Origin of the sequence: Sharpea azabuensis DSM 18934 (assembly GCF_000702165.1) — a bacterium.
In the GTDB taxonomy this organism is placed as follows: domain Bacteria; phylum Bacillota_I; class Bacilli_A; order Erysipelotrichales; family Coprobacillaceae; genus Sharpea; species Sharpea azabuensis.
In genome coordinates this window covers 20,497-45,213 of sequence record NZ_JNKU01000021.1, presented here as the reverse complement: position 1 = coordinate 45,213, position 24,717 = coordinate 20,497, and the positions used below count along the sequence as shown (strand labels likewise).

Annotated in this window: 19 protein-coding genes, 1 tRNA gene and 2 rRNA genes; 16 read left to right on the top strand and 6 right to left on the bottom strand. The window is 37.8% G+C overall.

Features of this window, described 5'->3' with window-relative positions; all coding sequences use genetic code 11:
• Both T529_RS13340 and rrf read left to right on the top strand, forming a co-directional pair.
• Positions 1-111: ribosomal RNA gene (locus T529_RS13340) — 23S ribosomal RNA — on the top strand; the annotation flags it as partial.
• A 50-nt stretch (positions 112-161) separates the two neighbouring features.
• Positions 162-270: ribosomal RNA gene (gene rrf / locus T529_RS0105580) — 5S ribosomal RNA — on the top strand.
• 127 nt (positions 271-397) lie between these two features.
• Here the strand turns inward: rrf and ptsP are convergent.
• Positions 398-2,119, bottom strand: coding sequence for a phosphoenolpyruvate--protein phosphotransferase (gene ptsP / locus T529_RS0105575; protein ID WP_033162630.1), 1,722 nt, complete (start codon positions 2,117-2,119; stop codon positions 398-400).
• A 276-nt stretch (positions 2,120-2,395) separates the two neighbouring features.
• Here ptsP and nagB point away from each other — a divergent pair, with 276 nt between their 5' ends.
• Positions 2,396-3,127 (top strand): glucosamine-6-phosphate deaminase, encoded by a 732-nt coding sequence (gene nagB, locus T529_RS0105570; protein WP_033162629.1) that lies wholly within the window; start codon positions 2,396-2,398, stop codon positions 3,125-3,127.
• 25 nt (positions 3,128-3,152) lie between these two features.
• Here nagB and T529_RS0105565 read toward each other — a convergent pair whose 3' ends face one another.
• Complete coding sequence (locus tag T529_RS0105565; protein WP_033162628.1) at positions 3,153-3,593, bottom strand: GAF domain-containing protein; 441 nt, start codon at positions 3,591-3,593, stop codon at positions 3,153-3,155.
• Between the two features lie 55 nt (positions 3,594-3,648).
• Here T529_RS0105565 and T529_RS0105560 point away from each other — a divergent pair, with 55 nt between their 5' ends.
• The 6 genes from T529_RS0105560 to T529_RS0105535 all read left to right on the top strand — a co-directional run bounded on the left by T529_RS0105560 (position 3,649) and on the right by T529_RS0105535 (position 9,648).
• Positions 3,649-4,866: a deoxyguanosinetriphosphate triphosphohydrolase family protein gene (locus T529_RS0105560; RefSeq protein WP_033162627.1), complete on the top strand. Its 1,218-nt coding sequence runs from the start codon at positions 3,649-3,651 to the stop codon at positions 4,864-4,866.
• Positions 4,867-4,879: 13 nt separating this feature from the next.
• On the top strand, positions 4,880-5,818 hold the full coding sequence (metA, locus tag T529_RS0105555; RefSeq protein WP_033162626.1) for a homoserine O-acetyltransferase MetA: 939 nt from the start codon (positions 4,880-4,882) through the stop codon (positions 5,816-5,818).
• An 87-nt stretch (positions 5,819-5,905) separates the two neighbouring features.
• Positions 5,906-6,553: a hypothetical protein gene (locus T529_RS0105550; RefSeq protein WP_033162625.1), complete on the top strand. Its 648-nt coding sequence runs from the start codon at positions 5,906-5,908 to the stop codon at positions 6,551-6,553.
• Positions 6,554-6,555: 2 nt separating this feature from the next.
• Positions 6,556-7,512, top strand: a complete 957-nt coding sequence (locus T529_RS0105545) for a 2-hydroxyacid dehydrogenase (RefSeq protein ID WP_033162624.1) — start codon at positions 6,556-6,558, stop codon at positions 7,510-7,512.
• Positions 7,513-7,544: 32 nt separating this feature from the next.
• Positions 7,545-8,474, top strand: a complete 930-nt coding sequence (locus T529_RS0105540) for an alpha/beta fold hydrolase (RefSeq protein WP_202962268.1) — start codon at positions 7,545-7,547, stop codon at positions 8,472-8,474.
• A gap of 271 nt (positions 8,475-8,745) precedes the next feature.
• Complete coding sequence (locus T529_RS0105535; protein WP_033162623.1) at positions 8,746-9,648, top strand: LysR family transcriptional regulator; 903 nt, start codon at positions 8,746-8,748, stop codon at positions 9,646-9,648.
• A gap of 59 nt (positions 9,649-9,707) precedes the next feature.
• On the opposite strand, the gene T529_RS0105530 is transcribed toward T529_RS0105535, so the two are convergent.
• Both T529_RS0105530 and pepV read right to left on the bottom strand, forming a co-directional pair.
• Positions 9,708-9,793, bottom strand: a tRNA-Leu gene (locus T529_RS0105530).
• Between the two features lie 64 nt (positions 9,794-9,857).
• Positions 9,858-11,225 carry a dipeptidase PepV gene (gene pepV / locus T529_RS0105525; protein WP_033162622.1) on the bottom strand — a complete coding sequence of 456 codons (1,368 nt, stop codon included), beginning with the start codon at positions 11,223-11,225 and terminating at the stop codon, positions 9,858-9,860.
• 127 nt (positions 11,226-11,352) lie between these two features.
• Here pepV and T529_RS0105520 point away from each other — a divergent pair, with 127 nt between their 5' ends.
• The 4 genes from T529_RS0105520 to T529_RS12525 all read left to right on the top strand — a co-directional run bounded on the left by T529_RS0105520 (position 11,353) and on the right by T529_RS12525 (position 16,006).
• The gene (locus tag T529_RS0105520) at positions 11,353-11,805 is read left to right on the top strand and encodes an NUDIX hydrolase (RefSeq protein WP_033162621.1); all 453 of its coding nucleotides are present in this window, start codon (positions 11,353-11,355) and stop codon (positions 11,803-11,805) included.
• Positions 11,798-13,945 (top strand): Tex family protein, encoded by a 2,148-nt coding sequence (locus T529_RS0105515; RefSeq protein ID WP_033162620.1) that lies wholly within the window; start codon positions 11,798-11,800, stop codon positions 13,943-13,945. Before T529_RS0105520 ends, T529_RS0105515 begins: the two co-directional genes overlap by 8 nt.
• Positions 13,946-14,001: 56 nt before the next feature.
• The gene (locus tag T529_RS0105510; protein ID WP_033162619.1) at positions 14,002-14,616 is read left to right on the top strand and encodes a YdcF family protein; all 615 of its coding nucleotides are present in this window, start codon (positions 14,002-14,004) and stop codon (positions 14,614-14,616) included.
• A 280-nt stretch (positions 14,617-14,896) separates the two neighbouring features.
• Positions 14,897-16,006 (top strand): glycosyltransferase family 2 protein, encoded by a 1,110-nt coding sequence (locus T529_RS12525; RefSeq protein WP_051646870.1) that lies wholly within the window; start codon positions 14,897-14,899, stop codon positions 16,004-16,006.
• A 145-nt stretch (positions 16,007-16,151) separates the two neighbouring features.
• Here T529_RS12525 and T529_RS0105500 read toward each other — a convergent pair whose 3' ends face one another.
• A complete protein-coding gene (locus T529_RS0105500; protein WP_033162618.1) occupies positions 16,152-17,381 on the bottom strand; it encodes a 6-phosphofructokinase in 1,230 nt (409 codons plus the stop codon).
• 242 nt (positions 17,382-17,623) lie between these two features.
• Here T529_RS0105500 and nifJ point away from each other — a divergent pair, with 242 nt between their 5' ends.
• A complete protein-coding gene (nifJ, locus tag T529_RS0105495; protein WP_033162617.1) occupies positions 17,624-21,169 on the top strand; it encodes a pyruvate:ferredoxin (flavodoxin) oxidoreductase in 3,546 nt (1,181 codons plus the stop codon).
• Between the two features lie 71 nt (positions 21,170-21,240).
• Here nifJ and T529_RS0105490 read toward each other — a convergent pair whose 3' ends face one another.
• Positions 21,241-21,825 (bottom strand): TetR/AcrR family transcriptional regulator, encoded by a 585-nt coding sequence (locus T529_RS0105490; RefSeq protein WP_033162616.1) that lies wholly within the window; start codon positions 21,823-21,825, stop codon positions 21,241-21,243.
• Between the two features lie 157 nt (positions 21,826-21,982).
• Here T529_RS0105490 and T529_RS0105485 point away from each other — a divergent pair, with 157 nt between their 5' ends.
• Positions 21,983-23,899 carry an NAD(P)/FAD-dependent oxidoreductase gene (locus T529_RS0105485; RefSeq protein ID WP_033162615.1) on the top strand — a complete coding sequence of 639 codons (1,917 nt, stop codon included), beginning with the start codon at positions 21,983-21,985 and terminating at the stop codon, positions 23,897-23,899.
• A 9-nt stretch (positions 23,900-23,908) separates the two neighbouring features.
• Positions 23,909-24,670 (top strand): SDR family NAD(P)-dependent oxidoreductase, encoded by a 762-nt coding sequence (locus tag T529_RS0105480; protein WP_033162614.1) that lies wholly within the window; start codon positions 23,909-23,911, stop codon positions 24,668-24,670.
• The last annotated feature ends 47 nt before the right edge of the window (positions 24,671-24,717 follow it).

The window sequence follows — 24,717 nt, the reverse complement described above, 5'->3', positions numbered from 1 at the left end:
CTCCCGCCGCAAGGCTAAGGCCCCTCGAAGACTACGAGGTTGATAGACCGGGAGTGCAAGCATGGCGACATGCTGAGCGGACCGGCACTAATAGGCCGAGGACCTGGCCACAAGAGTGAGGAGAGAGTAATGCGTCCGGCTTTGAGGGATGACCCTCGGAATCTGGTGGAGATGGCGCGGCGGGCACACCTGTACCCATCCCGAACACAGAAGTTAAGCGCCGCAGCGGCGACGATAGTGCGCGAGTGCGACAATAGCGCTCCGCCAGGTAGCGAGAGGACCGGAAGGTCCTTTTTCTTTTGCCCGGAATAATGAAAAGGAATAGCTTGCGCTATTCCAGAATCTTTCTGTTTTGTGAAAAAGGATATTGGTTCAATGAACCAATATCCTTTATAAATTATTCTGTAATACCTGTTTCTTCAGTAACCTTTGCGACAACTTCTTCCATTGTCATAGCGTTATTTAAGCAATCTTCAGCAAGCTTCTTGCTTTCTTCATACGATAAAGATCTAATTCTCTTTCTCTGTGCTAAGATAGAAGTTGCTGACATAGAGAACTCATCAAGTCCTAAACCAAGTAATAATGGAGCTGCTAAAGCTTCACCAGCCATTTCTCCACACATACCAGTCCATTTACCATTTGCATGTGCTGCATCAATAGTATTCTTTACAAGTCTTAAAATTGATGGGTTGAATGGCTGATATAAGTAATTGATTGTAGATGACATACGGTCAGCAGCAAATGTGTACTGAATTAAGTCATTTGTACCAATTGAGAAGAAGTCAACTTCTTTAGCAAACTGATCAGCAAGTACAGCTGCAGCAGGGATTTCAATCATGATACCTACTTCAAAGTTATCAGAAACTTTTACACCTTCAGCTTCTAATTTAGCTTTTTCTTCCATTAAGATGCCTTTAGCTTTTCTAAATTCACCTAGAGTTGCGATCATAGGGAACATGATATGAAGATCACCATAAACAGATGCTCTTAATAATGCTCTTAACTGAGTTCTAAAGATATCTTCATGCTGGAAGCAAAGACGGATGGCACGCACACCTAAGAATGGGTTCATTTCATCTGGAGTTTCAAATGACTTTAATTTCTTGTCACCACCAATATCCAATGTTCTTACAACAACTGGACCATTAACGCCTTCAAGAACCTTCTTATAAACTTCAAATTGTTCATCTTCAGTTGGTAATGTATCTGATTCCATATATAGGAATTCAGTTCTGAATAAACCAACACCTTCAGCACCATTAGCTTTGACAGCTTCAAGGTCTTCAGGAGAACCAATGTTTGCAACTAATAATGCTTTATGACCATCAGTAGAAACAGATTCAGCATCAACTAATGTCTTTAATTCAGCTTTATAAGCTTCGAAAGCTTCTTTCTTTTCTGTATATTCCTTAACAACTGCTTCATCAGGATTAATGAAGACTTCACCAGTTGTACCATCAAGAACAACCAAGTCACCGTCATTGACATTATCCATGATTGTATTAGTAGCTACAACAGCAGGAATTTCCATAGATCTTGCAAGAATTGCAGAGTGTGAAGTTCTACCACCAATATTTGTAACAAAGCCCTTAACTAAATTCTTGTTTAATGTAGCTGTATCAGAAGGTGTTAAGTCATTTGCACAAATTACAACTTCTTCACTAATTAAACTTGGGTTAGGTAATTTCTTACCTAAAAGATGAGCTTTCCAACGTGTAGAAACGTCTTTAACATCCGCAGCTCTTTCTTTAAAATAAGCATCATCCATGCTTGAGAACATTGCAATCATCATATTTGCAACATCTTCAAGGGCTGCAGCAGCATTTAATTTTTCATCTTTAATCTTTGATTCAATCTGACCTGCAAATTCAGGGTCATTAAGCATCATCAAGTGAGCATCAAATACTGCAGCTTCTTCAGCAGAAAGGTTCTTAGAAGCAGCTTCCTTAATTGTTTTAATTTCTTCTTCAACAGCAGCTTTATGATCATATAACTTTTTGATTTCAGCTGTAGTATCTTCTACTGTATCTCTTGATACTGTTAAATCTGGCATTTCTAGTTTGTATGCTTTAGCAATTGCAATACCGCTAGATGCACCAATACCTTTTATATTTGTCATTTTTGACATACCTCCATCTAAAATGTATTTTACATGATAAAAGTCTTAAAATAAAGGGAAAATGAAAACGTTCTAATTTCTAAAAGGGTATAATTTCTAAGTATATTGATATATTCCTAAGAAATACACAATAATTGTTGTAAAAACGTGATGTAAGTATAGAAAATATACTTAAAGTATTAAGTATATTATGTAAGGGTTTTAAATTTTCAAAATATGAAAATTTAGCTTTATTTATGTGTGCCCTATGGCTATAATGTAGGTGAGGTGAGAAAGATGAAGATTATTGTAAAAAAAGATTATGAGCAAGTGAGTCAAGCAGCATTAGAAATCATGCTTGATATCATTAAAAACAAACCAAATGCTGTACTTGGCCTAGCAACTGGCTCTACGCCTATTCGATTATATGAACTCATGCAAGAAGATCACTTAAAGAATCATACTTCTTATAAAAATATTGAAAGCTATAATTTAGATGAATATTATGGCTTGTCCGATGACAACCCACAAAGCTACTACTATTTTATGTGGCATCATCTCTTTAATAAGCTTGATATTGATAAAAAGAATATTCATGTACCTAGCGGTGAAGGCAATATTGAAGATGTTACAAAGCATTACAACGAGCTATTACAACAACATCCTAGAGATATCCAGTTACTCGGTTTAGGCAGTAATGGCCACATTGGTTTTAATGAACCTGGAACATCTTTCCAATCAACAACACATTATATTGCCTTAAAGCAGTCTACCATTGAAGATAATGCCAAACTATTCTTTAATGGTGATATTAGCGCTGTTCCAACTCATGCCATCACAATGGGAATACAGGAAATTATGGATGCAAAAAAAGTGCTATTAATGGCATGTGGTGAACGTAAAGCAAAAGCTGTCAAAGGCTTAATTGAAGGTGAAGTAACCGAAGAATTACCAGCTAGCATTCTGCAAAAACATCAAGATGCCATTATCATTGTTGATGAAGCAGCAGCTTCATTACTATCAAAATAAAAATGTGAGCAATACTCACATTTTTTTAAATAGCCTCTTGGATAATTTTCGCAGCTTTTTCTAAAAATTGTACATCCTGGTTACTAAAGCGTGCCTGATAGGGCGAATCTACGTCAAGAACGCCAACAATATGATTATCTTTCCAAAGTGGCACCACAACTTCACTGTTACTTGTAGAATCACAGGCAATATGGCCGGCAAACTGGTGGACATCATCAATTTTCATTGTTTTTTCTAATTTGACAGCATTGCCACAGACCCCCTGGCCAACTCGGATGCGGGTACAAGCAACTTTACCTTGGAATGGCCCAAGAATAAGTTCATCACCATCAATGAGATAAAAACCAAGCCAATTTAATTGATTCATCGTATTGTATAAGAAGCTGCTCGCATTGGCAAGATTTGCGATTGGATTTCTTTCTGTTTCAAGAAGTGCTCTTAATTGTTCTAATTCTAAATTTTCCATTGATTTACCCCCATTGCTAGTATACCATAAACCTAATAGGAAAGGTGGGGATATAATGGATTTAAGCCAATACGCGATGGTTGAGGGCAATCCTAAATATCAGCAAGCAATCAAAAGAGAACGGGCGCTTTATACGCGTGCCTATGATATACGGACACCTTTTGGCAGGGATTATACAAGATTACTCTTCTCGCAAGGCTATCGTCGCTTGAAGAATAAGACCCAGGTTTTCTTTGCTATTGATGATGATCATGTTTGCACCCGTCTTGAACATGTCAATCTCGTTGCTTCAATTGCGAATACAATTGCTCATCAGCTTAAGTTGAATACCGAACTGACAAATGCGATTGCTGCCGGCCATGATATAGGGCATGCTCCATTTGGACATGGTGGTGAACGTATTTTAAGGGAGATAAGTGAAAAATATGGTCTTGAGCCATTCTGGCATGAACGCAATAGTTTACATTTTGTTGATGATATTGAAGTGCTTGAAGATGACTACCATCATTTTTACAACCTTGATTTAACTTATGCTATCCGTGATGGTATTATTGCGCATTGTGGAGAGATGCAGCAAGAAATCATCAGACCGCGTGATGAAGTCATTGACTTAAAACATGATTTTCTTCGACCAGGGATGTATGAACCATTTAGCTATGAAGGATGTGTTGTAAAGATGAGCGATAAAATTGCTTATCTAGCTCGTGATATTGAGGATGCCTTACGTTTACATATCATTACTGAGCAGGAAGTAAACTCCTTAAGAGATGAGCTGAATGCTTTAGGGGGCTATCAGTTTAATGCCATAAACAATGGTTCAATTGTCAATTACTTTATTCAGGATGTAATACATCATTCATCAGAATTAGGTATTGGTTTAAGCAAAGAAGCATTTATGAAAATGCGTATCATGATGAAATTCAACTATCAGCATATTTATGAAATAAAACGTGTTGATATTCATAACAATTATGTTAAGCTAATCATGAATTCCATTTTTGAGTTCCTCTATGATTATTATCAATCTCCTAGCTTTCTAGAAGATCTTAAACGTGATCAGAATCAATATCATGCATTAATCACACATTATTTATCACATCTAGAGAAACATGCAAAGTTTAAGGATCAGCCAAGAAATCCTCTTTATGAAAATAAAGTCATCTATGATTTTGAAAATGATCCACAAGCAATCACAAAATCCATTTTAGATTATTTAGCAGGAATGACTGATACATTCCTCATCAAATCATTTAACGAACTCTTATCATTCTAAGTGAGGTAGAAATATGCCAATTAATTTACCAGATGATTTACCAGCAGGAAAAATCTTGCGCGACGAAAATGTTTTCGTCATGAATACAACGAGAGCCACAACCCAGCAAATCCGACCACTTCATGTGATGATCGTGAATCTCATGCCAACTAAAGAAGTAACAGAAACACAGTTGCTAAGACTTCTATCCAATACACCATTGCAGGTAGAAGTGGATTTAATCCGTACAGCAACACATACTCCAGTTCATGTGAATCCTGAACATCTTAAGTCATTCTATAAGTTCTTTGATGATGTAAAGGATAAATACTATGATGGGATGATTATTACAGGGGCACCTGTTGAACGAATGGCCTTTGAAGAAGTTGATTACTGGAATGAGCTTTGTGATATTATGGAATGGGCTAAAACACATGTTTTCAGCAGTTTCTTTATTTGCTGGGGAGCACAGGCAGCCCTTCATTACTACTATGGCTTAGATAAATATCTATTGAAGCATAAGCTTACAGGTGTTTATCGCCATCATATCAATACCAACAAGATGAAGCGTAAAATCCTAAGAGGCTTTGATTATGAGTTCTATGCCCCTCATTCACGCTATACAACAGTCCTTAAAGAAGATATTGCGAGTATCAAGAGTCTCGATATTCTTGCGGAAAGTGACGAGGCAGGGGTTTATCTTGTAGCAGAAAAAGATGGCTCGCGTTTCTTTGTCACAGGACATTCAGAATATGATACGGATACACTTGATAAAGAATATAAACGTGATTTAGCTGATCCTCATATTGTGGCAGAAATTCCAAAGAATTATTACCATGATGATGATCCAACACAGGATATTCAGGTGAAATGGCGCTCTCATGCCTATCTCCTGTTTGCGAACTGGCTGAACTATTATGTATATCAGGAAACGCCTTATAAGATTGAAGAAATTCAAAAGCGTGCAAAATAAACAAAACAGGAAAGAAGATTTATAACTTTGAATCTTCTTTTTTGCTTAGGGAAAATAGTGGTATAATAGGAACAGGAGGATGAAGAAATGAAGAAGCTCATGACGGGTATGGTTGTTGTGGTAGCACTTTTATTAACCGCATGCACACCCAATTATAAAGAACCTATTACAAAAGTCGCACAGTCTTTTTTAACGAAGGTTGATGAAGGAGACTTTCATGCGGCAGAGAAACTTTGTGCAAAGGGCGTAAGTGAAGCTATTGCCATTGATAATGTCGACAAGACGATTGATGAAGAATATGCAAGCTATCTCACTAATGCATCCGATGCTACAAAGCAGGCATTAGAAGATTATAAGCAAAGTATAAAAAAAGCAATGTTTGAAAAGATTAAGCTGAATGATGATTATAATAATAGCCAGCATAGTATTTCAGCTAAGCTTTCCTATCTTAATACGTCATCCGTATCACAGGAAATGGTAAAGACAAAAGCAAATGAGCTTTCAACAGCCTTTATTAATGCCCACCAGCAAGATCTTGTCGCTATTTATAAGAAAAGTGGCGAACAAGGCATGCAGCAGGCTGTTAATGAAGGTATTGCCGCTGACTTAATCAATTATCTCAAGACAGATTATTTATCAAAGATGAAGTATACAAAACAGACATGGACAATGAAATTTGTCCAGGATGATCATGAGAAATGGACTATTAAAACAATTGCGATTACGAAAGGTTAGATATGAAGATTGTTGTATTAAATGAAGAAAAAATGAATTATGATCACTTACTTGATTTTCATCAATTAGGTGATGATGTTGATGTCTATGCATATTCAAGTGATGAGGAGATACTCGAGCGTGTTAGAGGCGCTACAATTGTCATTACAAAAGAACTTGTTCTAAGTAATGAAATGGTAGAAGCTTTTGATGATTCTATTAAGCTGATCATTGAGGCAGGAACAGGCTACAACAATATCCCTCTTGCCACATGTCAGAAGAAGGGCATCATGGTCTGTAATATTCCAGCTTATTCATCACAGCGTGTCGCACAGACAGCCATCATGCTGATGCTTAATCTTGCAAGCAGTATGCAAGTACAGCTTAGAATGTTAGAACGCAAGGACCATTCGAATTTTACAAAATATTTGCAGGTAAGCCATGTTGAGCTTAATGACAAAGTGCTTGGTGTTGTTGGTTATGGACATATCGCTAAAGAAACAATTAAGATTGCTATGGCGATGGGCATGAAGATTGTTGTTGCTTCAAGAACACCACGCCAAGATCATGATGGTATTCATTTCACAACACTTGATGAATTATTAAAAATGAGTGATGTTGTTAGTTTGCATTGCCCACTTAATGAGCAGACATTCCATATGATTGCCTCTAGTCAGCTTGCTTTAATGAAGCCAACCGCCTTCCTTATTAATACGGCAAGAGGTGCCTTAATTGACGAGCAAGCTTTAATTGCGGCATTACAAAAGAAGGAAATTGGTGGAGCTGGACTTGATGTGCTAGAACATGAGCCTCCTCTGGATAATAGCCCTCTTTATGATATGGACAATGTCATTATCACTCCACATATGGGCTGGAAGGGCAAAGAAACAAGAGAAAGACTCTATCAAATCATTAAAAGTAATGTGGATCATTATCTTGCAGGTGATCCAATCAATGTTGTCAACGGGACATCTCGCTAAGAGATGTCTTTTTAAAATAGGGAGGTAATAAAATGATAAAGAAAGAAGATTATTTTACTTCAAGTAATATGCGTACACAAATTCACTATGTCACATGGCAGCCAGAAGGTGATATTGTGGCCATTGTTCAGATTGTTCACGGAATGAATGATTTTATTGGACGATATGATCGTTTTGCCTCATATCTTGCAAACAAGGGCATCATGGTTGTTGGTCATGATATGCTCGGACATGGGCAGTCTGTAAGAAATCAGGATGAACTTGGTTATTTCTTTGAAGAACATGAAGTCTATCTTGTCAAGGATGTTGAAAAGCTCAGAAATATTATATCAAAGCAATATCCAGACAAGCCTTATTATATTCTTGGACATTCCATGGGCAGTTTTTTAACAACGCTCTATATTCAGCAATACGGCCTGCATCTTCAAGGGGCAATTATCATGGGAACAGGCTATCAGGCTGGCTACAAATTAGCTTTTGGTAAGCTGGTATGTAAGCTGTTAGCGAAAAGAAAAGGATGGATGTATCGTTCACCATTTGTCAATAAAATGGCATTAGAATCCAACAACAAGCCTTTTACACCAGCAAGAACAAAATTTGACTGGCTAACAAGGGATAATCAGGTTGTTGATGAATATTGTGCTAATCCTCTCAACACCTTCATCTTTACGCTTAATGGTTTCTATACGCTCTTTTCCCTTATTTCCAAAGTCCAGAAGCTAAAACATACACAAGAGATTCCATCTAATCTATCAGTCTTTTTTGTAAGTGGAAGCAAGGATCCTGTTGGTGGATTTGAAAAGGGTGTACGCAAAGTGTATAAACGTTTCAAGAAGGCACATATTCGTGATATCCAGATGAAATTCTATCCTGAAGATCGTCATGAAATCTTAAATGAGCTTGACTATCAGACAGTCCAGGAAGATCTCTATCACTGGATCTTAAGTAAGCTCAATAGTTAATTCCTATAGCTAAGAATAGGCAATAAATTCTTTTCAAAGTGTAAAAATAATGCTACACTGCAGCCATAGCTATAAGCCAAACATATAGCTATAGAGAGAAGCTGATGGATTCCCCTTTTTACCATCAGTTAGAATATTCTTCTATAGGGGATGAATCTAAACTCCAATAGATTCTATAGAACGGATGACCGAAAGCTCCCAAACACATTCGGCCATCTTTTTCTTTTTTCTAAGAAGAATTGTTGTATAATGGGACAAACGGGGGACATTTATGACATTACAACAATTAAGATATGTAGTCATGATTGCAGCCAAAGGAACTCTTTCAGAAGCTGCAAAATCATTATTTATTACACAGCCATCACTCTCTGAAGCACTCAATTCACTTGAAGGCGAGCTTGGCATTACAATCTTTAGACGCAACAACAAAGGCATGACATTGACACAAGAAGGAGAAGAATTCTTAGGTTATGCCCGCCAGGTTCTTGAACAGACAGAGCTTATTGAAGAAAAGTATATGAACAAGAAACCCGGAAAAAGGGAATTTGCAGTAAGCTGTCAGCATTATTCATTTGCGGTTGAAGCTTTTGTGGACTTATTGAATAATCATAAGGAAGATGAATATGAATTTCATTTGCGTGAAACACAGACCTTTGCCTTAATTCAGGATGTCTCAAAACTACGTTCAGAGATAGGCATTCTTTATCTCAACAAATTCAATGAAACCATCATTCAACGTACACTCAAAGAAAACAATTTAAGCTTTCATCCGCTCTTTAAAGCAACGCCACATGTTTTCCTTGGCTCACATTCACCTCTTGCCAACAAGAAGAAAATTACGCTAGAAGACTTAGCGCCTTATCCAAGACTTTCCTATGAACAGACAGATCGTAATTCGTTCTATTTCTCAGAAGAAATCCTATCAACAAGGGATGTCAAGAAAGACCTTGTGGTGACTGATCGCGCAACGCTTTTTAATTTGCTGATTGGGATGGATGGTTATACATTCTCAACAGGGGTTATTTCTGAAGAACTGAATGGACCTAATATTGTATCAATTCCTTTGGATGTGGATGATTATATGTTGATTGGCTATTTAACACATGATAAGACAACCTTATCACCTCTTGCGAAGGAATATATTGAATGCTTAAAAGCACATACAGAAAACTAGCAATGAATTGCTAGTTTTTTATAAAGAAAAAAGAGTCCGAAGACTCTTTGTTTTTTAGATGGTGCGGTCGATGAGACTTGAACTCACACGGGAGTACTCCCACAGCCCCCTCAAAGCTGCGTGTCTACCATTCCACCACGACCGCGTTATGGAAAGCACTTTTCTTAGTGCTTTCCCATTATAACAAACCTCTTCACTAAATGCAAGAGCTATTTCTTAAGGATGTTGTAAAGTGCAGCAGCATAGATGGCAACTGAATCCATCAAGTCATCAACAAAAATATGTTCATCATTTTGATGCATACCATTGTTGCGACCAGGGAATTCTGCACCAAAGGCAACACAGTTAGGCATTTCCTTAGCGTAAGTTCCTCCACCCATGCACTGTGGACCATGTTCATGATCACCAGTGACATCAACATAGGCTTGATGCAAGTTCTTGATCAAATCACTTTCAGGATTGACAAAGAGAGCATTTGTCCAGTTATAATTGAAGCTTGTGAAATTATTCATTGTAAATGTAGAAGCGAGCGTTGGGATGAACTCTTCTTCACTTATTTCATGAGGAAGACGGAAATCAATACTCATATTGCCTCTGCCTTCTTTGTAGGCCACAATACCTAAGTTACATGTAACTAAACCCATATGCCCTTCTTTAAAGACACCAAGCTTCTTGCCATTGACATCTTCATAGAAATATTTGTCAATAAAGCTTACAAAGTCATTTTCCACATGGTCAACTAAGTAATGTGCAAGCATAACAGCAGCATTTATGCCAAGTTCAGGTGTTGAACCATGGGCAGAAACACCTTTTAAAGTGAGCTTTGTTTTGCCATGATAATCTTCGATTTTACCAGTTAAATGATGCTTTTCTAAATAAGCCTGGTAGCTTTCCGTTAAGCTTGTATGACTATCAACAACAGCTTCAGCAATGCCAGGTACGATATTGACCACTTCACCTGACATAAAGCTCATTAAACCATTAGGGGCAAAATGTCCTTTGACATTAATTCTTGCGATACCTTTTTCACCATAGACAACTGGGAAATCAGCATCAGGCGTGAAGCCTAAAGCAGGATAAGGACGATGCTTGAAGTAGTAAGCCACACATTCTGAACCATTCTCTTCATTTGTCCCAAAGATAACACGAATCTTCATTTTCTTTTCGAAGTCCATCTTATTGATGATTTTAGCGGCATAGTAGGCGGCAAGCAATGGGCCTTTGTCATCCGCAACACCACGGCCATAAAGCATATCACCATCCAGTGTGCAATCAAATGGAGGATAGCTCCAGCCTGTCTTGTTGACAGGAACAACATCTAAATGACCAAGAATACCAAATACTTCATCACCTTCACCAATATCAATAGATCCAGCATAACCATCACAATTATCAGTAATAAAACCATCACGCTTCCCAATCGCAATCATTTGATCTAAGGCAGCACGTGGCATTTCTCCAAATGGCTGTCCTTTGTCTGCAGTTGACATATCCATTGTCGAAGGAATCTGACAGAGTGTCTTTAAGTCTTGTAACAATGCATCTTTATATTGTAAAGCTTCTTGTTTAAAATCCATTTTATTCACCTCGTTGACCATTATACCGAATTTTTCATAGTCTGACATTAGAATTACTTGGGAAAGTCAAAAAAGATTTTTCTTCAATGAAAAGAGTGTTAAGATAACACAAAAGGAGAAAATTAAGATGTCGGAGAAAAAAATAAGATTTCACATAACCGTTAAAGGAATTTGCGTGTATAATGGAAAGACACTTATCATGAAAAGAGTTCGTCCTTCAACTGATGGACTAGGCTATTGGGAACTTCCTGGTGGTGGATTAGAATATGGAGAAACACCCCATGAAGCATTAAAAAGAGAATTACGTGAAGAAACAGGTTTAAAGATCAAAATCATTAAGCCTATTTATACCTTCACTGCTATTCGCGAAGACTATCAGACAGTGGGAATCGGCTTTTTAGCTATTCCCGAGGATGACCATGTTCATATTAGTGAGGAACATACGGATTATAAATGGGTGAATGAAGAGGAACTAAAGACAACCCTCGATCCTCATATCTTTAATGATATTAAAGAAGCCCTCTTTGAATATGATAAGATGAAAGAATACAAGGAGATTAAGGAATCAGAACATGAATGAAGAAATCATTAATCTGACTGCAAAGACATTACATATTCACAAAGATCAAGTTAAAGCAGTTCTTAATTTATTAAGTGAAGGGGCCACGGTACCATTTATTGCCCGCTATCGTAAAGAAGTCACAGGGGCATTAAATGAAGATCAGATTCGTGCCATTGCCAAAGAATATGATTATGCCCTCAAGCTTAAAGAGAGAAAAGAAGATGTCATCAGACTCATTGAAGAAAAAGGCATGATGAATGATGAACTTAAGAAAGCCATACTTGAGGCAAGCAAGCTGACAGAAGTAGAAGATTACTATCGTCCTTATAAAGAAAAGAAAAAGACAAGAGCAACCATCGCTATTGCCAAGGGCTTAGAACCATTAGCTAATTGGATGCTTCAGTTACCAGCACAGGGTGATCTTGAAAAAGAAGCTTCCAAGTATTTAAGCGATGATGTGACAAGTGTTCAGGAAGCGATTGATGGGGCAAAGGATATTATTGCGGAAAAAATCAGTGATGAAGCTAAGTATCGTCAATATACAAAGAACCTTATCAACAAGACGGGCATACTTACAACGAAGCTTAAAAAGAATGCGGTTGATGAAAAGGGTATCTATGCCATGTATTATGACTATAGCGAACGCATCAAGAATTTACGAGAACATCGTATTCTCGCAATCAATCGTGGGGAAAAGGAAAAGATCTTGAGTGTTTCTTTTGATATTGACAAAGAACGTTTCTATGACTATATCGATCACATGATTGTTGGCAATAAGAAGAGTGTTGTCAATGCTATTATTAAAGAATGTGTGAAAGACGCTTTTGATCGTTTGATCAGACCATCGATTGAACGTGAAATTCGTAATGAATTGACACAAAGAGCAGAAGACAAGTCACTTTCACTCTTCTCAACAAACTTAGAACATCTCCTCATGCAAGCACCGTTAAAAGATAAATATGTTCTAGGCTTAGATCCTGGTTTTAGAACGGGCTGTAAGCTTGCGGCAGTTGATCCAACAGGTAAAGTATTAGGCATTGACAAATGTTATATATCTTTGCCTAAAAAGGACCATCAGCAGGATGAAGCAACATTATTAAGAATGATTAAGGACTATCATATTGAAGTCATTGCCATGGGCAATGGAACCGCGTCAAGAGAATCCGAAGCCTGGATTGCCGCTTTTATAAAGAAATATCACCTTGATGTCCAATATGTCATCGTTTCAGAAGCAGGAGCTTCTGTTTATTCGGCAAGTAAGCTTGCAAAAGAGGAATTCCCTGATTTTGCGGTTGAAGAGCGTTCAGCTGTGTCCATCGCAAGAAGACTGCAGGATCCACTTGCAGAACTTGTCAAGATTGATCCTAAATCCATTTCTGTTGGTCAGTATCAGCATGACATGAATCAGAAAGCACTTGGTGAACAGCTTGATTTTGTTGTCGAAAAGGTTGTTAACCAGGTTGGTGTCAATATCAATACAGCTTCACCATCACTCTTGCAGTATGTCTCTGGCTTAAGCGGGGCAACTGCCAAGAATATTGTGAAATATCGTGAAGAGAATGGAATGTTTAAAGATCGTAAGGAAGTGCTTGGGGTTCCTAAACTTGGACCAAAGACTTATGAACAGGCTGTCGGCTTCTTGCGTATTCCTGAAGGCAACAACATTCTTGATGAGACAGCTATCCATCCTGATAATTATGACGATGCAATGCGTTTCTTAGATTATTTGCATCTTTCCATCGGTGACATAGGTACAAAGAAAATGCAAGACGTCCTTAAAACACTCAATCAGGATCAGGCAAGAGAAACCTTACATTTTTCAACATATCTCCTTGAAGATTTAATGGAGGCCTTTAAAGCACCATCTCGTTCACCTCGTGATGAATATGAAGCTCCTGTACTACGCAGTGATGTCTTAACGCTTGATGATTTGCAACTTAATATGAAGCTCTCTGGAACTGTTCGTAATGTCGTTGACTTTGGGGCTTTTGTGGATATTGGCTTACATGAAGATGGTCTTGTACATATCTCAAAAATGAGCAAACGTCATATCAAACATCCTCTTGAAGTGGTCAATGTAGGTGACATTGTAGATGTCTATGTCATTGACATTGATAAGAAACGTAATCGTGTCGGATTATCAATGATTGCGGCATAAGTTCGTGCATTTTTTTAAAAAAAGTGTATGATAATATCACTTGAGGGGGTGAGAACATGCTGAAGAAATTCGTAAAGTTTTTGCTTGTAATCATACTTGTGCTAGCTATTTATGTCGTTGGTAATGGAGCAAGTGTCTACTTATATAGTTATATTGACGAAACCCGTAAGGCAGATGTTGCCGTTGTGCTAGGAGCTAGTGTCGCTTATAACCGTGTTTCGGCGGTTTATCGTGAGCGCATTAATCATGCGGTTGATCTCTATGAAGATGGTTATGTTTCTAAGCTGATTCTCACTGGCGGTAAAGTAGAAGGGCAGGAATATAGCGATAGTGAAGTCGCAAAATCCTACGCCATAAGTAAAGGCGTTAATAAGAATGATATCCTGATTGAAGAAAGCTCAAAGACAACACTGGAAAACTTAATTTATGCGAAAAAGCTCATGAATGAGAATAACTTAAAAAGCGCATTAATTGTTTCCGATGCCCTACACATGCGTCGAGCTATGTTGATGGCAAAGGATGAAGGTATTGATGCCTATTCTTCTCCAACAAAAACCTCGATGTTTAAGACGACAAAGAAACGTGTTGAATTTCTTAGAAATGAAACAGTTGAGTATATTCTTTATAAGTGTTATAAAGTTGTTCAGCACTTTACCGATATCAATGTATAAAAACACTAGCATTGGCATGTATCTATAATTTGTCAGCAATTACTTATTTATTTGGATTTGTAAACAATAATAATATTTGAGCGATATTTGGTTTAAGACCGGGTATCGCTTTTTTAGCCTTTCTTCAATATGATGGATTTATTCATAAATGAAGAGTTCAATTATTCTGAATGATATTGAAAATGATTATGGCGTAAGTAGAAAAATAGAAAATAGTATTGTATAATATACATTAATATGAGGGGATATCCTTTTAAAAAAGTTTTTTAGGAGAATCATTATGAGTTGCAAAAATAAGAACACAGTGAATGTTGACTTATCACAGCCATGGTTGTCGATTGTTGTACCAATATACAATGGTGAGAAGTTTTTAAGCAAGTGCCTAAATGCCATTGCGAAACAAACGTTTACAGATTTTGAAGTCATTCTCATCGATGATGGATCAACTGACAGATCATCCGATATTTGCCAAAAATATGCTTTGAATGACAAGCGTTTTCGATATTTTAGAAAAGAAAATGGTGGGGCATTTCAATCAAGAATATATGGTGTGGAAAAAGCAGCTGGAACTTATATCACATTTTGTGATGCGGATGATTTTTATGCAAATAAAAATGTTTTTGCTTGCTTGCATGAAGAAATAATGAAATCAAATTGCCAGGCAATGCAGTTTGGCTCTATGAAAAAGTATAATCATCTAAGCCATAAAGTGACGCTTGTCAAGACACCCTTGGATACTGATAGAAACACTTTTAATGCTCACGAATATCCCAAACTGTTATGCAGCAATTGGAACGAGGCTCACCTAACAACTAATGTTTCTAATAAAGTTTATCATTGCAGTTTAATTTCAAGTCTTCCTTCTTCAAAGACGGTAGAAAAAGTATTTTGGGGTGATGATCAGATTATGAATCTGTATCTTTTGTCAGAGTGTGAATCTTTTCGCTTCATACCTGATGCGCTGTATTGCTATCGTCAGATGAGTGGTGATACAAGTCGTTTTTCTTTGCACACAATGGAGGATGTCGACAATATTAAAAAGTATCAGTTAATATTTTTAAAGCATTATCAGGGAAACGTAAAGCAGCCTATCAAACAGATTCTGTTTTCTGAACTTGCAGGATGGTTTTTTTACTATATCCAGCAAGCACTCGACTATCTTGATGAGGAAGAGCTCATTCTTCTAATAAATAATGTTCTGCAATACCCAAGGTTCATACTGGCCAGGGAATATTTTATGAAATTGCCTCAGGCAAAATGGGATTCAGTGAATTTGCTTCGAAAAGCTGATGCCAAAGAATATATACAAAAGGCCAAAGAATACCGTAATAATAGAAAACTCAAAGATTCTGTGAAAGAGATGCTCAAACAAATATATGCCATTATTTAAAGCATGCGAGTATCATTGTGGGGATTATGGAAAGGAACTAATGCAAATAAAAACGGCGTGATGGAAGTCACGTCGTTTCTTTTAAAATATCATTTTCAGTTTGAGAACAACTCTATTACAAACTCTGCATTTTTACTGGTATTAGCTATTTCTCCAAGTGACGGATATTGATGTAGGAAGGAATGCCATTATGATAACGGACATTTACTTCCCCCTGAATAAGGGGATACATATATTCATAGAGTTCTTTGGTGATATCATTATGGGCATCATTAATCCAGTTGACGGGAATTTTGTGTTCGAGATTGGCAATCTTGCTGACATCGGCAATTGCTGCTTCTGACTGATATGGGTCATTCGATAGGCGCTTGATGACTACCATCACACCTGTATGATCTTTTGCATAGCCAACAGCTTTACTGCCAATCATGAAGCTTTCTTCAATATCTGTTTCTGAGGCAATATGCATAGCACAACGCTGTAAGACGTTGAGTTCAATGGAGCGTACTTTACATTTAAAGCGTTTGAAACAGATTGTTTCAAGAACTTTACCTGTGCCTGAGTGAAGAATATGACCAAAGGCATCTTTTTTGACATAGCGGCTATCTTGATCGAGATAGTTGCCTTCTTTGTTTCTGATGCCTTCACTTACGGCAATAATGACAGAACGCTTTTTCTCGAAGACTTTCGCAATATCATCAAGGAATTGTTCTTGATCAAATGGGACTTCAGGCAAGTAAATCAAATCAGGGGCATCAGAATAGGCCGTACGTGCCAATGCACTTGCAGCAGTCAGCCAGCCGGCATTACGTCCCATGATTTCAACGATGGTAATACTTTTTAATTTATAGATGGAACTGTCATAGGCAATTTCAAGCATACTGCTTGCAACATATTTTGCCGCTGAACCATAACCAGGTGTATGATCAGTACCCATAAGATCGTTATCAATCGTCTTAGGAATACCAATAAAGTGAATGTCTGAATTCATAATCTTGGCATACTCTGAAAGCTTAGCCACGGTATCCATTGAATCATTTCCACCAATATAGAAGAAATCTGTGATTTCTAATTCTTCAAACTTATGGAAAAGCTGTTCAAATACGGGATCATCACTTTGATCAGGTAATTTATAACGACAGCTTCCAAGATACATGGCAGGTGAAGTTTTCAAGTCATGAAGATCATCATCATTCTTGATGGCTTCTTCTAAATCCATATAAGTATTTTCCAATAACCCCTTAATGCCATTGATCATTCCATAGATGTGTTCATAGCCTTCTTTCTTTGCTTGCTGGATGATACCGGCAAGTGAGGCATTGATGGCAACAGTAGGACCACCGGACTGGCCAATAATACAATTTCTTTTGTTCATTCTTTAACTCCTTATCGACATTTTTCGCAAAAACATCATATCATTAAATATTGCGGATGTGTAGAAGACTTTTGTTTGTGTGTGAATTTTAGAGGATGAATAGCGAGAAAATTGTAAAGGCTTAAAAAAGTTAGGAAAATAAATTGCGTAAAGTTTGATATTTCAAGGTTGTAACCGGTTAGAATAAGGCTTGAAAAAGGGCTTTTGTTGGAGGTATAATATCTCGTAGGAGGTTATATAATATGGCAAAAAAATATTTATCAATGGATGGTAATACAGCTGCCGCTCACGTTGCTTATGCATTTAGTGAAGTAGCTGCAATCTATCCAATTACACCATCTTCTCCAATGGCAGAACATGCTGAAGAATGGGCTTCAAAAGGTCAGAAGAACATCTTTGGCTCATCAGTCAATGTCATTGAAATGCAGTCAGAAGCTGGTGCTGCAGGTGCTGTTCATGGTGCACTTCAGGGTGGTGCTCTTGCAACAACATTTACTGCATCTCAGGGTTTACTGTTAATGATTCCTAACCTATATAAAATTCAAGGTGAATTATTACCAGGTGTATTCCATGTAGCTGCACGTGCTTTAGCTACATCATCATTAAACATCTTTGGTGATCATCAGGATGTTTATGCTTGTCGTCAGACAGGTATCGTAATGTTATGTTCTCACTCAGTTCAGGAAGTTATGGACTTAGGTGGTATTGCTCACTTAGTAGCTATCAAAGCTTCAGTTCCAGTTATGCACTTCTTTGATGGTTTTAGAACATCACATGAAATTCAGAAAGTCGAAGTTATGGATTATGAGACATTGGGTAGTCTTCTCGACTGGGATGCTTTAAAGGCATTCAAGAACAGACAGCTTAACCCACATCTTAATCCTGTAACACGTGGTTCAGCTACAAATGATGACGTTTATTTCCAGAGCCGTGAAGCACAGAATAAACATTATGAAGATATTGCTGATATCACAGCTGATTACATGAAGAAGATTTCTGAAATCACTGGTCGTCAATATGCTCCATTTGTTTACTACGGTGATCCAGAAGCTGACAGAATCATTATTGCCATGGGTTCAGTCACTCAGACAATTGAAGAAGTTGTTGATACATTAAATGAACAGGGAGAAAAGGTTGGTTTAATTAAGGTTCACTTATACCGTCCATTCTCTGCTAAATACTTACTTGACGTCTTACCAGCATCAGTTAAGAAGATTGCGGTACTAGATCGTACTAAGGAAATGGGTTCTACTGGTGAACCATTATACTTGGATGTCGTAGAAGTATTGAAAGATAAGAATATTGAAATCATTGGTGGTCGTTATGGCTTAGGTTCTAAGGATACAACTGCTAAGGATTGTAAGGCTGTATTTGATAACTTAGCTAAGGATAAGCCACAGCATCCATTTACAATTGGTATTGTTGATGATGTAACACATTTATCATTACCAGTCGATAGCTCATTCAAAGTTAAGACTGACGCTACACAGTGCTTATTCTATGGTTTAGGTAGTGATGGTACTGTTTCTGCCAACAAGTCATCAATCAAGATTATTGGTGATAATACTAATTTATATTGTCAGGCATATTTTGCTTATGACTCTAAGAAGTCAGGTGGGGCAACACGCTCTAACTTAAGATTTGGTCCTACACCAATTCGTTCAACATATTATATTAACCGTGCTGACTTTATCTCATGTTCGGTTGACAACTATGTCTTTAAATATGACATGTTACGTAACTTAAAAGATGGTGGTACATTCTTGTTGAATACATCATTCTCTAAGGATGAAGTTGCAAATTACTTACCAAATAGAGTAAAGAAACAATTAGCAGAAAAGCATGCTAAACTCTATATTATCGATGCAACAAAGTTAGCTGAAGAATGCCATATGGGCAGACATACAAATACAATTCTTCAGTCAGCATTCTTCGCTTTGAACCAGAACATCTTGCCTCTTGATGAAGCAATCCGCTTAATGAAAGAAGCAGCTAAGAAGTCTTATGGTTCTAAGGGTGATGCAATTGTTGAAAGCAACTACCAGGCTATTGATGCTGGTAAGGATAAGATGGTTGAAGTTGAAGTTGATCCTGCATGGGCTGATCTTGAAGTCAATGCAATGCATGCACCAACAGGTGATGACTACTTCGATAACTATGTAACACCAATCGATGGCTTAACTGGTGATGACTTACCTACAAGTGCCTTCTTGGATAAGTTAGATGGTACAATGAAGAATGGCATGGCCTTAAAAGAACGTCGTGGTATTGCCGTAAGTGTTCCAAAATGGAATAAAGATAACTGTATCCAGTGTACTCAGTGTGTCATGGTATGTCCTCATGCGACAATCCGTGCATTCTTATTAAGTGAAGACGAAATCAAGAACGCACCAGAAGATATCAGCAATGATGTCTTAAAACCAATGGGTGTTAAGGGTGCAGATGGCTTATCATTCAGAATTCAGGTTTCTCCTGATAACTGTGTAGGCTGTACATTATGTGCTCAGGTATGTCCAGGTAAGAAGGGCGAAAAGGCCTTAACAATGGTTCCTGTTAAGGAAGAATTATCACATGGTGATTTAGCTTACTGGATGTATGAAAATGCTGAATACAGAAGTGACTTATTCAAAGGTCCTATGGCTAATACTGTTAAGGGTGTTGGCTTCAGAAAACCTTACTTTGAAGCAAGTGGTGCATGTGCCGGCTGTGGTGAAGCTCCATACTATCGTTTAGCTTCTCAGTTATTCGGTCAGGATATGAGAATTGCGAACGCAACTGGATGTTCTTCAATCTATTGTGGTTCATGTCCATCAACTCCAATGACAACAGACAAGAAGGGCTTCGGTCCAGCTTGGGCTAACTCATTATTCGAAGATAATGCTGAATATGGCTTTGGTATGAAATTAGCTGAAAACTATAAAGCTAAATTCATTCTTGAAACGATTGAAGCTAATAAGAATGATGCAGAAGCAGATGTCAAGGAAGTACTTGAAAAGTATGAAGCTGTTAAGGGTCAGCGTGAAAAAGAAGCTGAACTTTATGATGATGTTGTTGCCGCATTAGAAAAGACTCAGGTTGAAGGCTTGAAGAAATTACTTGATATGAAAGCTGACTTAGTTACTAAGAGCCAGTGGATTATCGGTGGTGATGGCTGGGCTTATGATATCGGATATGGTGGATTAGACCATGTTCTTGCCAACGACCAGAATGTCAATGTCTTAGTACTTGATACAGAAATGTATTCAAATACTGGTGGACAGTCTTCTAAGTCATCACAGGCTGCATCTATCGCTAAATTCACAGCTTCAGGTAAGAAAGTGGCTAAGAAGGACTTAGCTCAGATTGCTATGGCATATGGCCATGTTTATGTAGCTCAGATTTCATTAGCAGCTAATCCAATGCAGGCAATTAAAGCCTTCAAGGAAGCTGAAAGCTATGATGGTCCTTCACTCATTATCGCTTACTCTCCATGTACAGAACAGCACATTAAGGGTGGCTTAGCTAATAGTGATAGACAGGAAAAACTTGCTGTTGAATGTGGTTACTTTAACTTATTAAGATATGACCCAAGACTTGCTGAAGAAGGCAAGGATCCATTACAAATTGATTCTAAGGCTCCAGACTTCAGTAAGTTCAAAGACTTCTTATTAACTGAAAACAGATTCTCTCAGTTATATAAGGTAAATCCAGAACATGCTGATGCATTAATGGAAAAATGTCTTCTTGATGCTAAACGTCGTAGAGCAAGAGCAGAAGCTATGGCTCTCGATCCAGCAGCAGCTAAGTAATAAACATAGAACGTATTCACGAGAATACGTTCTTTTTTTGCCTAAAGAAAAAAATCATGGCGAACCATGATTTAAAGAAACTGTTTATATAATTCTTGATAGCGTTCATCAACATCAAGAAGGGCATTCATGCTTAAATAAAAAGCCTCATCAAAGCCAGACTGCTTATTGATACACCACATCACTTCATAACCTGTAAAACAATAAGCTAAAGCCTTGTAGAGGGTTTCACATGAGGAATGATTATGGATTTCCCCATTGACCTGGGCTTTCTTAATGATGATTATGCATAGCTTTGTAAGACTTTCACGCATTTCAAAGCTTCTTTTATTTTCTTTTAAATTCGCAATAAACATTTGGCTAAATAGATCATAACCATATTTCTTTGTTTCCTTGATGAGGGTGGAGAAAATGATAAGTAGTTGTTCAAGATGACTATCGCTATCAACGAGCTTATAAGTATCTTTGACTAGCTGTTCAATCGTCTGGTCATAGAGATCTAAAATCAGGTCTTCTTTCGAGCTGACACATTTATATAAAGTAGGCTTTGTGATATGCAGCTCGTCACAGATATCCTGAATTGTCACATTGTTGTAGCCTTTATCTAAAAAGAGCGTAATTGCTTTTTGTTTGATTTCTTCTGCTGTGATTTTCATAGACTAAACTCCTTATACATACTATAACACAAATGAATGAAGAAGATTTGTTAAAAAAATCACCATGTTCATGTGAATATATTGACAATAGGGAATTTTGAACTATAATTTACTTGAGTAAAGAAAAAGATTACCAAGGTATGAAGGAGGAAGCGTTATGGCAAGAAGTTTATTTGACAAAACCTATATTGGTAAGATGAAACTAAAGAACAGAATCTTCATGTCACCAATGGGAACGACAGGAGAGGCTGATGGTGCCTATTGTAATGAGGGTATCGATTATTTTGAAGAACGTGCAAAAGGTGGGGCTGGTCTTATTATAACCGGGGCAAATGTTGTTTCTACGAAGTTTGAACCAAGACCATGTACAGAGCTATCTGATTTCCATCATGTGGAACGACTCAATATGCTTATCGAGAGATGTCATGCCTATGGGGCAAAGGTATGCGTACAGCTCTCTCCAGGACTAGGCAGACAGCAGTTTACTGATCCATTTACACCACCTTATAGTGCCGGCAGTGTACCTGCTTTCTGGTTTCCAAATTTAATCTGTAAGCCATTCTCTAAAGATGATATTCATTACTTAGTTGAAAAGATTGGCTATAGTGCCTCGCTAGCTGTTAATGCGGGGGCTGATTGTGTTGAATTACATGCATATGGTGGATATTTATTAGATCAGTTCCATTCAGTTCAATGGAATAATAGAACGGATGAATATGGTGGATCGTTGGAAAATAGAATGCGTTTCACATTAGAATGTATTGATGCGATTAGAAAGAATATTCCTGCCAATATGCCACTGCTTGTGAAATTCACACCTCATCAGAGAGTTGAAGGCTTTAGAACAATCGATGAAGGCATTGAAATGGCAAAAATTCTTGAAAAGGCTGGTGTTGATGCCCTTCATGTTGATACAGGCTGCTATGAAGAATGGTTCCAGGCTATTACTACAGTCTACAGCAAGCCAGGATTTAAGCTTGATGTCCAAAAGGCCATTAAAGATGTCGTCAGTGTTCCAGTGTTAGGTGATGGTAATTTAAAAGATCCAGAGGTAGCCAAGAAAGCTATTGAAGATGGTATCTTGGATTATGTTGGCCTAGCGCATCAGATGCTTGCTGATCCTTATTGGCCAAAGAAAGTAAAAGCTGGACATCCTGAAGATATTGCACCATGTGTGGGCTGTAATGAATGTCTATTATCCGGCTTTAGTGGCAAGCATTATTATTGTGCTGTCAATCCATTATGTTATGCCGAAAAAGCCTATGCTCTTCCAAAGCCAAATGGCTTAAAACGTAAAGTACTTGTTATTGGCGGTGGTCCTGGTGGCATGATGGCAGCCATAACCGCAAGACGCCGTGGCTTTGATGTTGATCTTTATGAAAAAGAAGATAGACTAGGTGGTACTTTATGGGCTGCTGGTGGACCTGATTTCAAGGCTGATGTACTCAAGCTTATTGACTACCTAAAAACACAGTGTCAAAAACTTGATGTTAATGTGCATCTATCCACACCAATATCAGCGGATAATCTTCCTGAAGGATACGATAAAGTCATTCTTGCTACAGGTTCAACACCTGCTAAGCCTCCTGTTCCTGGCATTGAAACAACAGTTCTAGCTAGTGATTATTTGACACATCAGGCAACTGTCGGAAAGAAAGTTGTTGTTATTGGTGCTGGTTTAGCTGGCAGTGAAGCAGCATGTGATATTGCTGGTAAGGGTGGCGATGTGACTTTGGTAGAAATGTGTCCAGATATTCTTTATACCGCTAATCATTGCCTTAATAATGATCAACATTTAAGAAAGATGATCAAAGATCGCGGTGTTAAAAAAGAAACAAATGCGAAAGTCACAAATATCACACCTACAAGTGTAACATTTGAAAGAGATGGTCAGAAAATCACACTAGAATGTGATACTGTTCTTAATGCTGTTGGCTTTAAACCAAATAATGAACTTGAAGATCTTCTTGAAGAAAAATATGAAGATGTTGCCATTATCGGTGATGCAGTTGCACCAAGAAAAATATTAACAGCGGTCCATGAAGCTTATCATGCCATCCGCATTATGGAATAGAGGGATAATATGATTACATTTGATTTAACAGGCAAAGTTGCCATTGTAACAGGCGCATCAAGCGGCTTAGGCAGACAATTTGCGACAGCTTTAAGCGAACAGGGCTGTGATGTTGCCATTCTCGCAAGAAGAAAAGAACGTCTTGAAAAGCTTGCTGAAGAATTGAAGAAAAATGGCCATGATTGCCTAGCGGTAACTTGTGATGTCACAAATGAAGAAAGTATTTGCCAGGCAGTTAAAGAAGTGGCAGATTATTTTGGCCATATTGATATTCTTGTCAATAATGCTGGTGTTGTGGAATATTCAAGTGGTTTAAGTGATCATACAACAGCTCAATGGGACAAAGTACTCAATACGGATCTTAAGGGTGTGTTCTTGATGGGACGTGAAGTTTCAAAAGTCATGATGAAGCAGAAATATGGACGTATTATCAATATTGCTTCAGTAGGCGGTATTCAGGCTGGTCCATCACAAGTGAGCTACTTTGCCGCTAAGGGCGGTGTTGTCAATCTGACAAAGGCCATGGCTGGAGATTTAGCACCATATAATATTCTTGTCAATGCGATTGCTCCTGGTGTCTATGACACAGAAATGACTCATGACGCTTTGGATGCACCTGGTTCATTAGTCCTTAAGAACCGTGTCGCCCTCAAGAGATTTGGCCGTGAGGGTGAAATGAATGGCGCACTTATTTACTTTGCGAGTGACGCCTGCACCTATACAACAGGACAGCTGCTTGTTGTTGATGGTGGCATGACAAGCATGCTTTAGAACTTTTCATCTTATAAAGTGTTTTCTTTGACATCAACAACCTACTG

Excerpts from the sequence above, each read along its gene's own strand:
- T529_RS0105480 (WP_033162614.1), top strand. The coding sequence starts at position 23,909 with ATGATTACATTTGATTTAACAGGCAAAGTTGCCATTGTAACAGGCGCA.
- T529_RS0105535 (WP_033162623.1), top strand. The coding sequence starts at position 8,746 with ATGACATTACAACAATTAAGATATGTAGTCATGATTGCAGCCAAAGGA.
- T529_RS0105565 (WP_033162628.1), bottom strand. The coding sequence starts at position 3,593 with ATGGAAAATTTAGAATTAGAACAATTAAGAGCACTTCTTGAAACAGAA.
- nifJ (WP_033162617.1), top strand. The coding sequence starts at position 17,624 with ATGGCAAAAAAATATTTATCAATGGATGGTAATACAGCTGCCGCTCAC.
- ptsP (WP_033162630.1), bottom strand. The coding sequence starts at position 2,119 with ATGACAAATATAAAAGGTATTGGTGCATCTAGCGGTATTGCAATTGCT.
- T529_RS0105560 (WP_033162627.1), top strand. The coding sequence starts at position 3,649 with ATGGATTTAAGCCAATACGCGATGGTTGAGGGCAATCCTAAATATCAG.
- nagB (WP_033162629.1), top strand. The coding sequence starts at position 2,396 with ATGAAGATTATTGTAAAAAAAGATTATGAGCAAGTGAGTCAAGCAGCA.
- T529_RS0105550 (WP_033162625.1), top strand. The coding sequence starts at position 5,906 with ATGAAGAAGCTCATGACGGGTATGGTTGTTGTGGTAGCACTTTTATTA.
- T529_RS0105515 (WP_033162620.1), top strand. The coding sequence starts at position 11,798 with ATGAATGAAGAAATCATTAATCTGACTGCAAAGACATTACATATTCAC.
- metA (WP_033162626.1), top strand. The coding sequence starts at position 4,880 with ATGCCAATTAATTTACCAGATGATTTACCAGCAGGAAAAATCTTGCGC.
- T529_RS12525 (WP_051646870.1), top strand. The coding sequence starts at position 14,897 with ATGAGTTGCAAAAATAAGAACACAGTGAATGTTGACTTATCACAGCCA.
- T529_RS0105545 (WP_033162624.1), top strand. The coding sequence starts at position 6,556 with ATGAAGATTGTTGTATTAAATGAAGAAAAAATGAATTATGATCACTTA.
- T529_RS0105510 (WP_033162619.1), top strand. The coding sequence starts at position 14,002 with ATGCTGAAGAAATTCGTAAAGTTTTTGCTTGTAATCATACTTGTGCTA.
- T529_RS0105490 (WP_033162616.1), bottom strand. The coding sequence starts at position 21,825 with ATGAAAATCACAGCAGAAGAAATCAAACAAAAAGCAATTACGCTCTTT.
- T529_RS0105500 (WP_033162618.1), bottom strand. The coding sequence starts at position 17,381 with ATGAACAAAAGAAATTGTATTATTGGCCAGTCCGGTGGTCCTACTGTT.
- T529_RS0105520 (WP_033162621.1), top strand. The coding sequence starts at position 11,353 with ATGTCGGAGAAAAAAATAAGATTTCACATAACCGTTAAAGGAATTTGC.
- T529_RS0105485 (WP_033162615.1), top strand. The coding sequence starts at position 21,983 with ATGGCAAGAAGTTTATTTGACAAAACCTATATTGGTAAGATGAAACTA.
- T529_RS0105540 (WP_202962268.1), top strand. The coding sequence starts at position 7,545 with ATGATAAAGAAAGAAGATTATTTTACTTCAAGTAATATGCGTACACAA.
- pepV (WP_033162622.1), bottom strand. The coding sequence starts at position 11,225 with ATGGATTTTAAACAAGAAGCTTTACAATATAAAGATGCATTGTTACAA.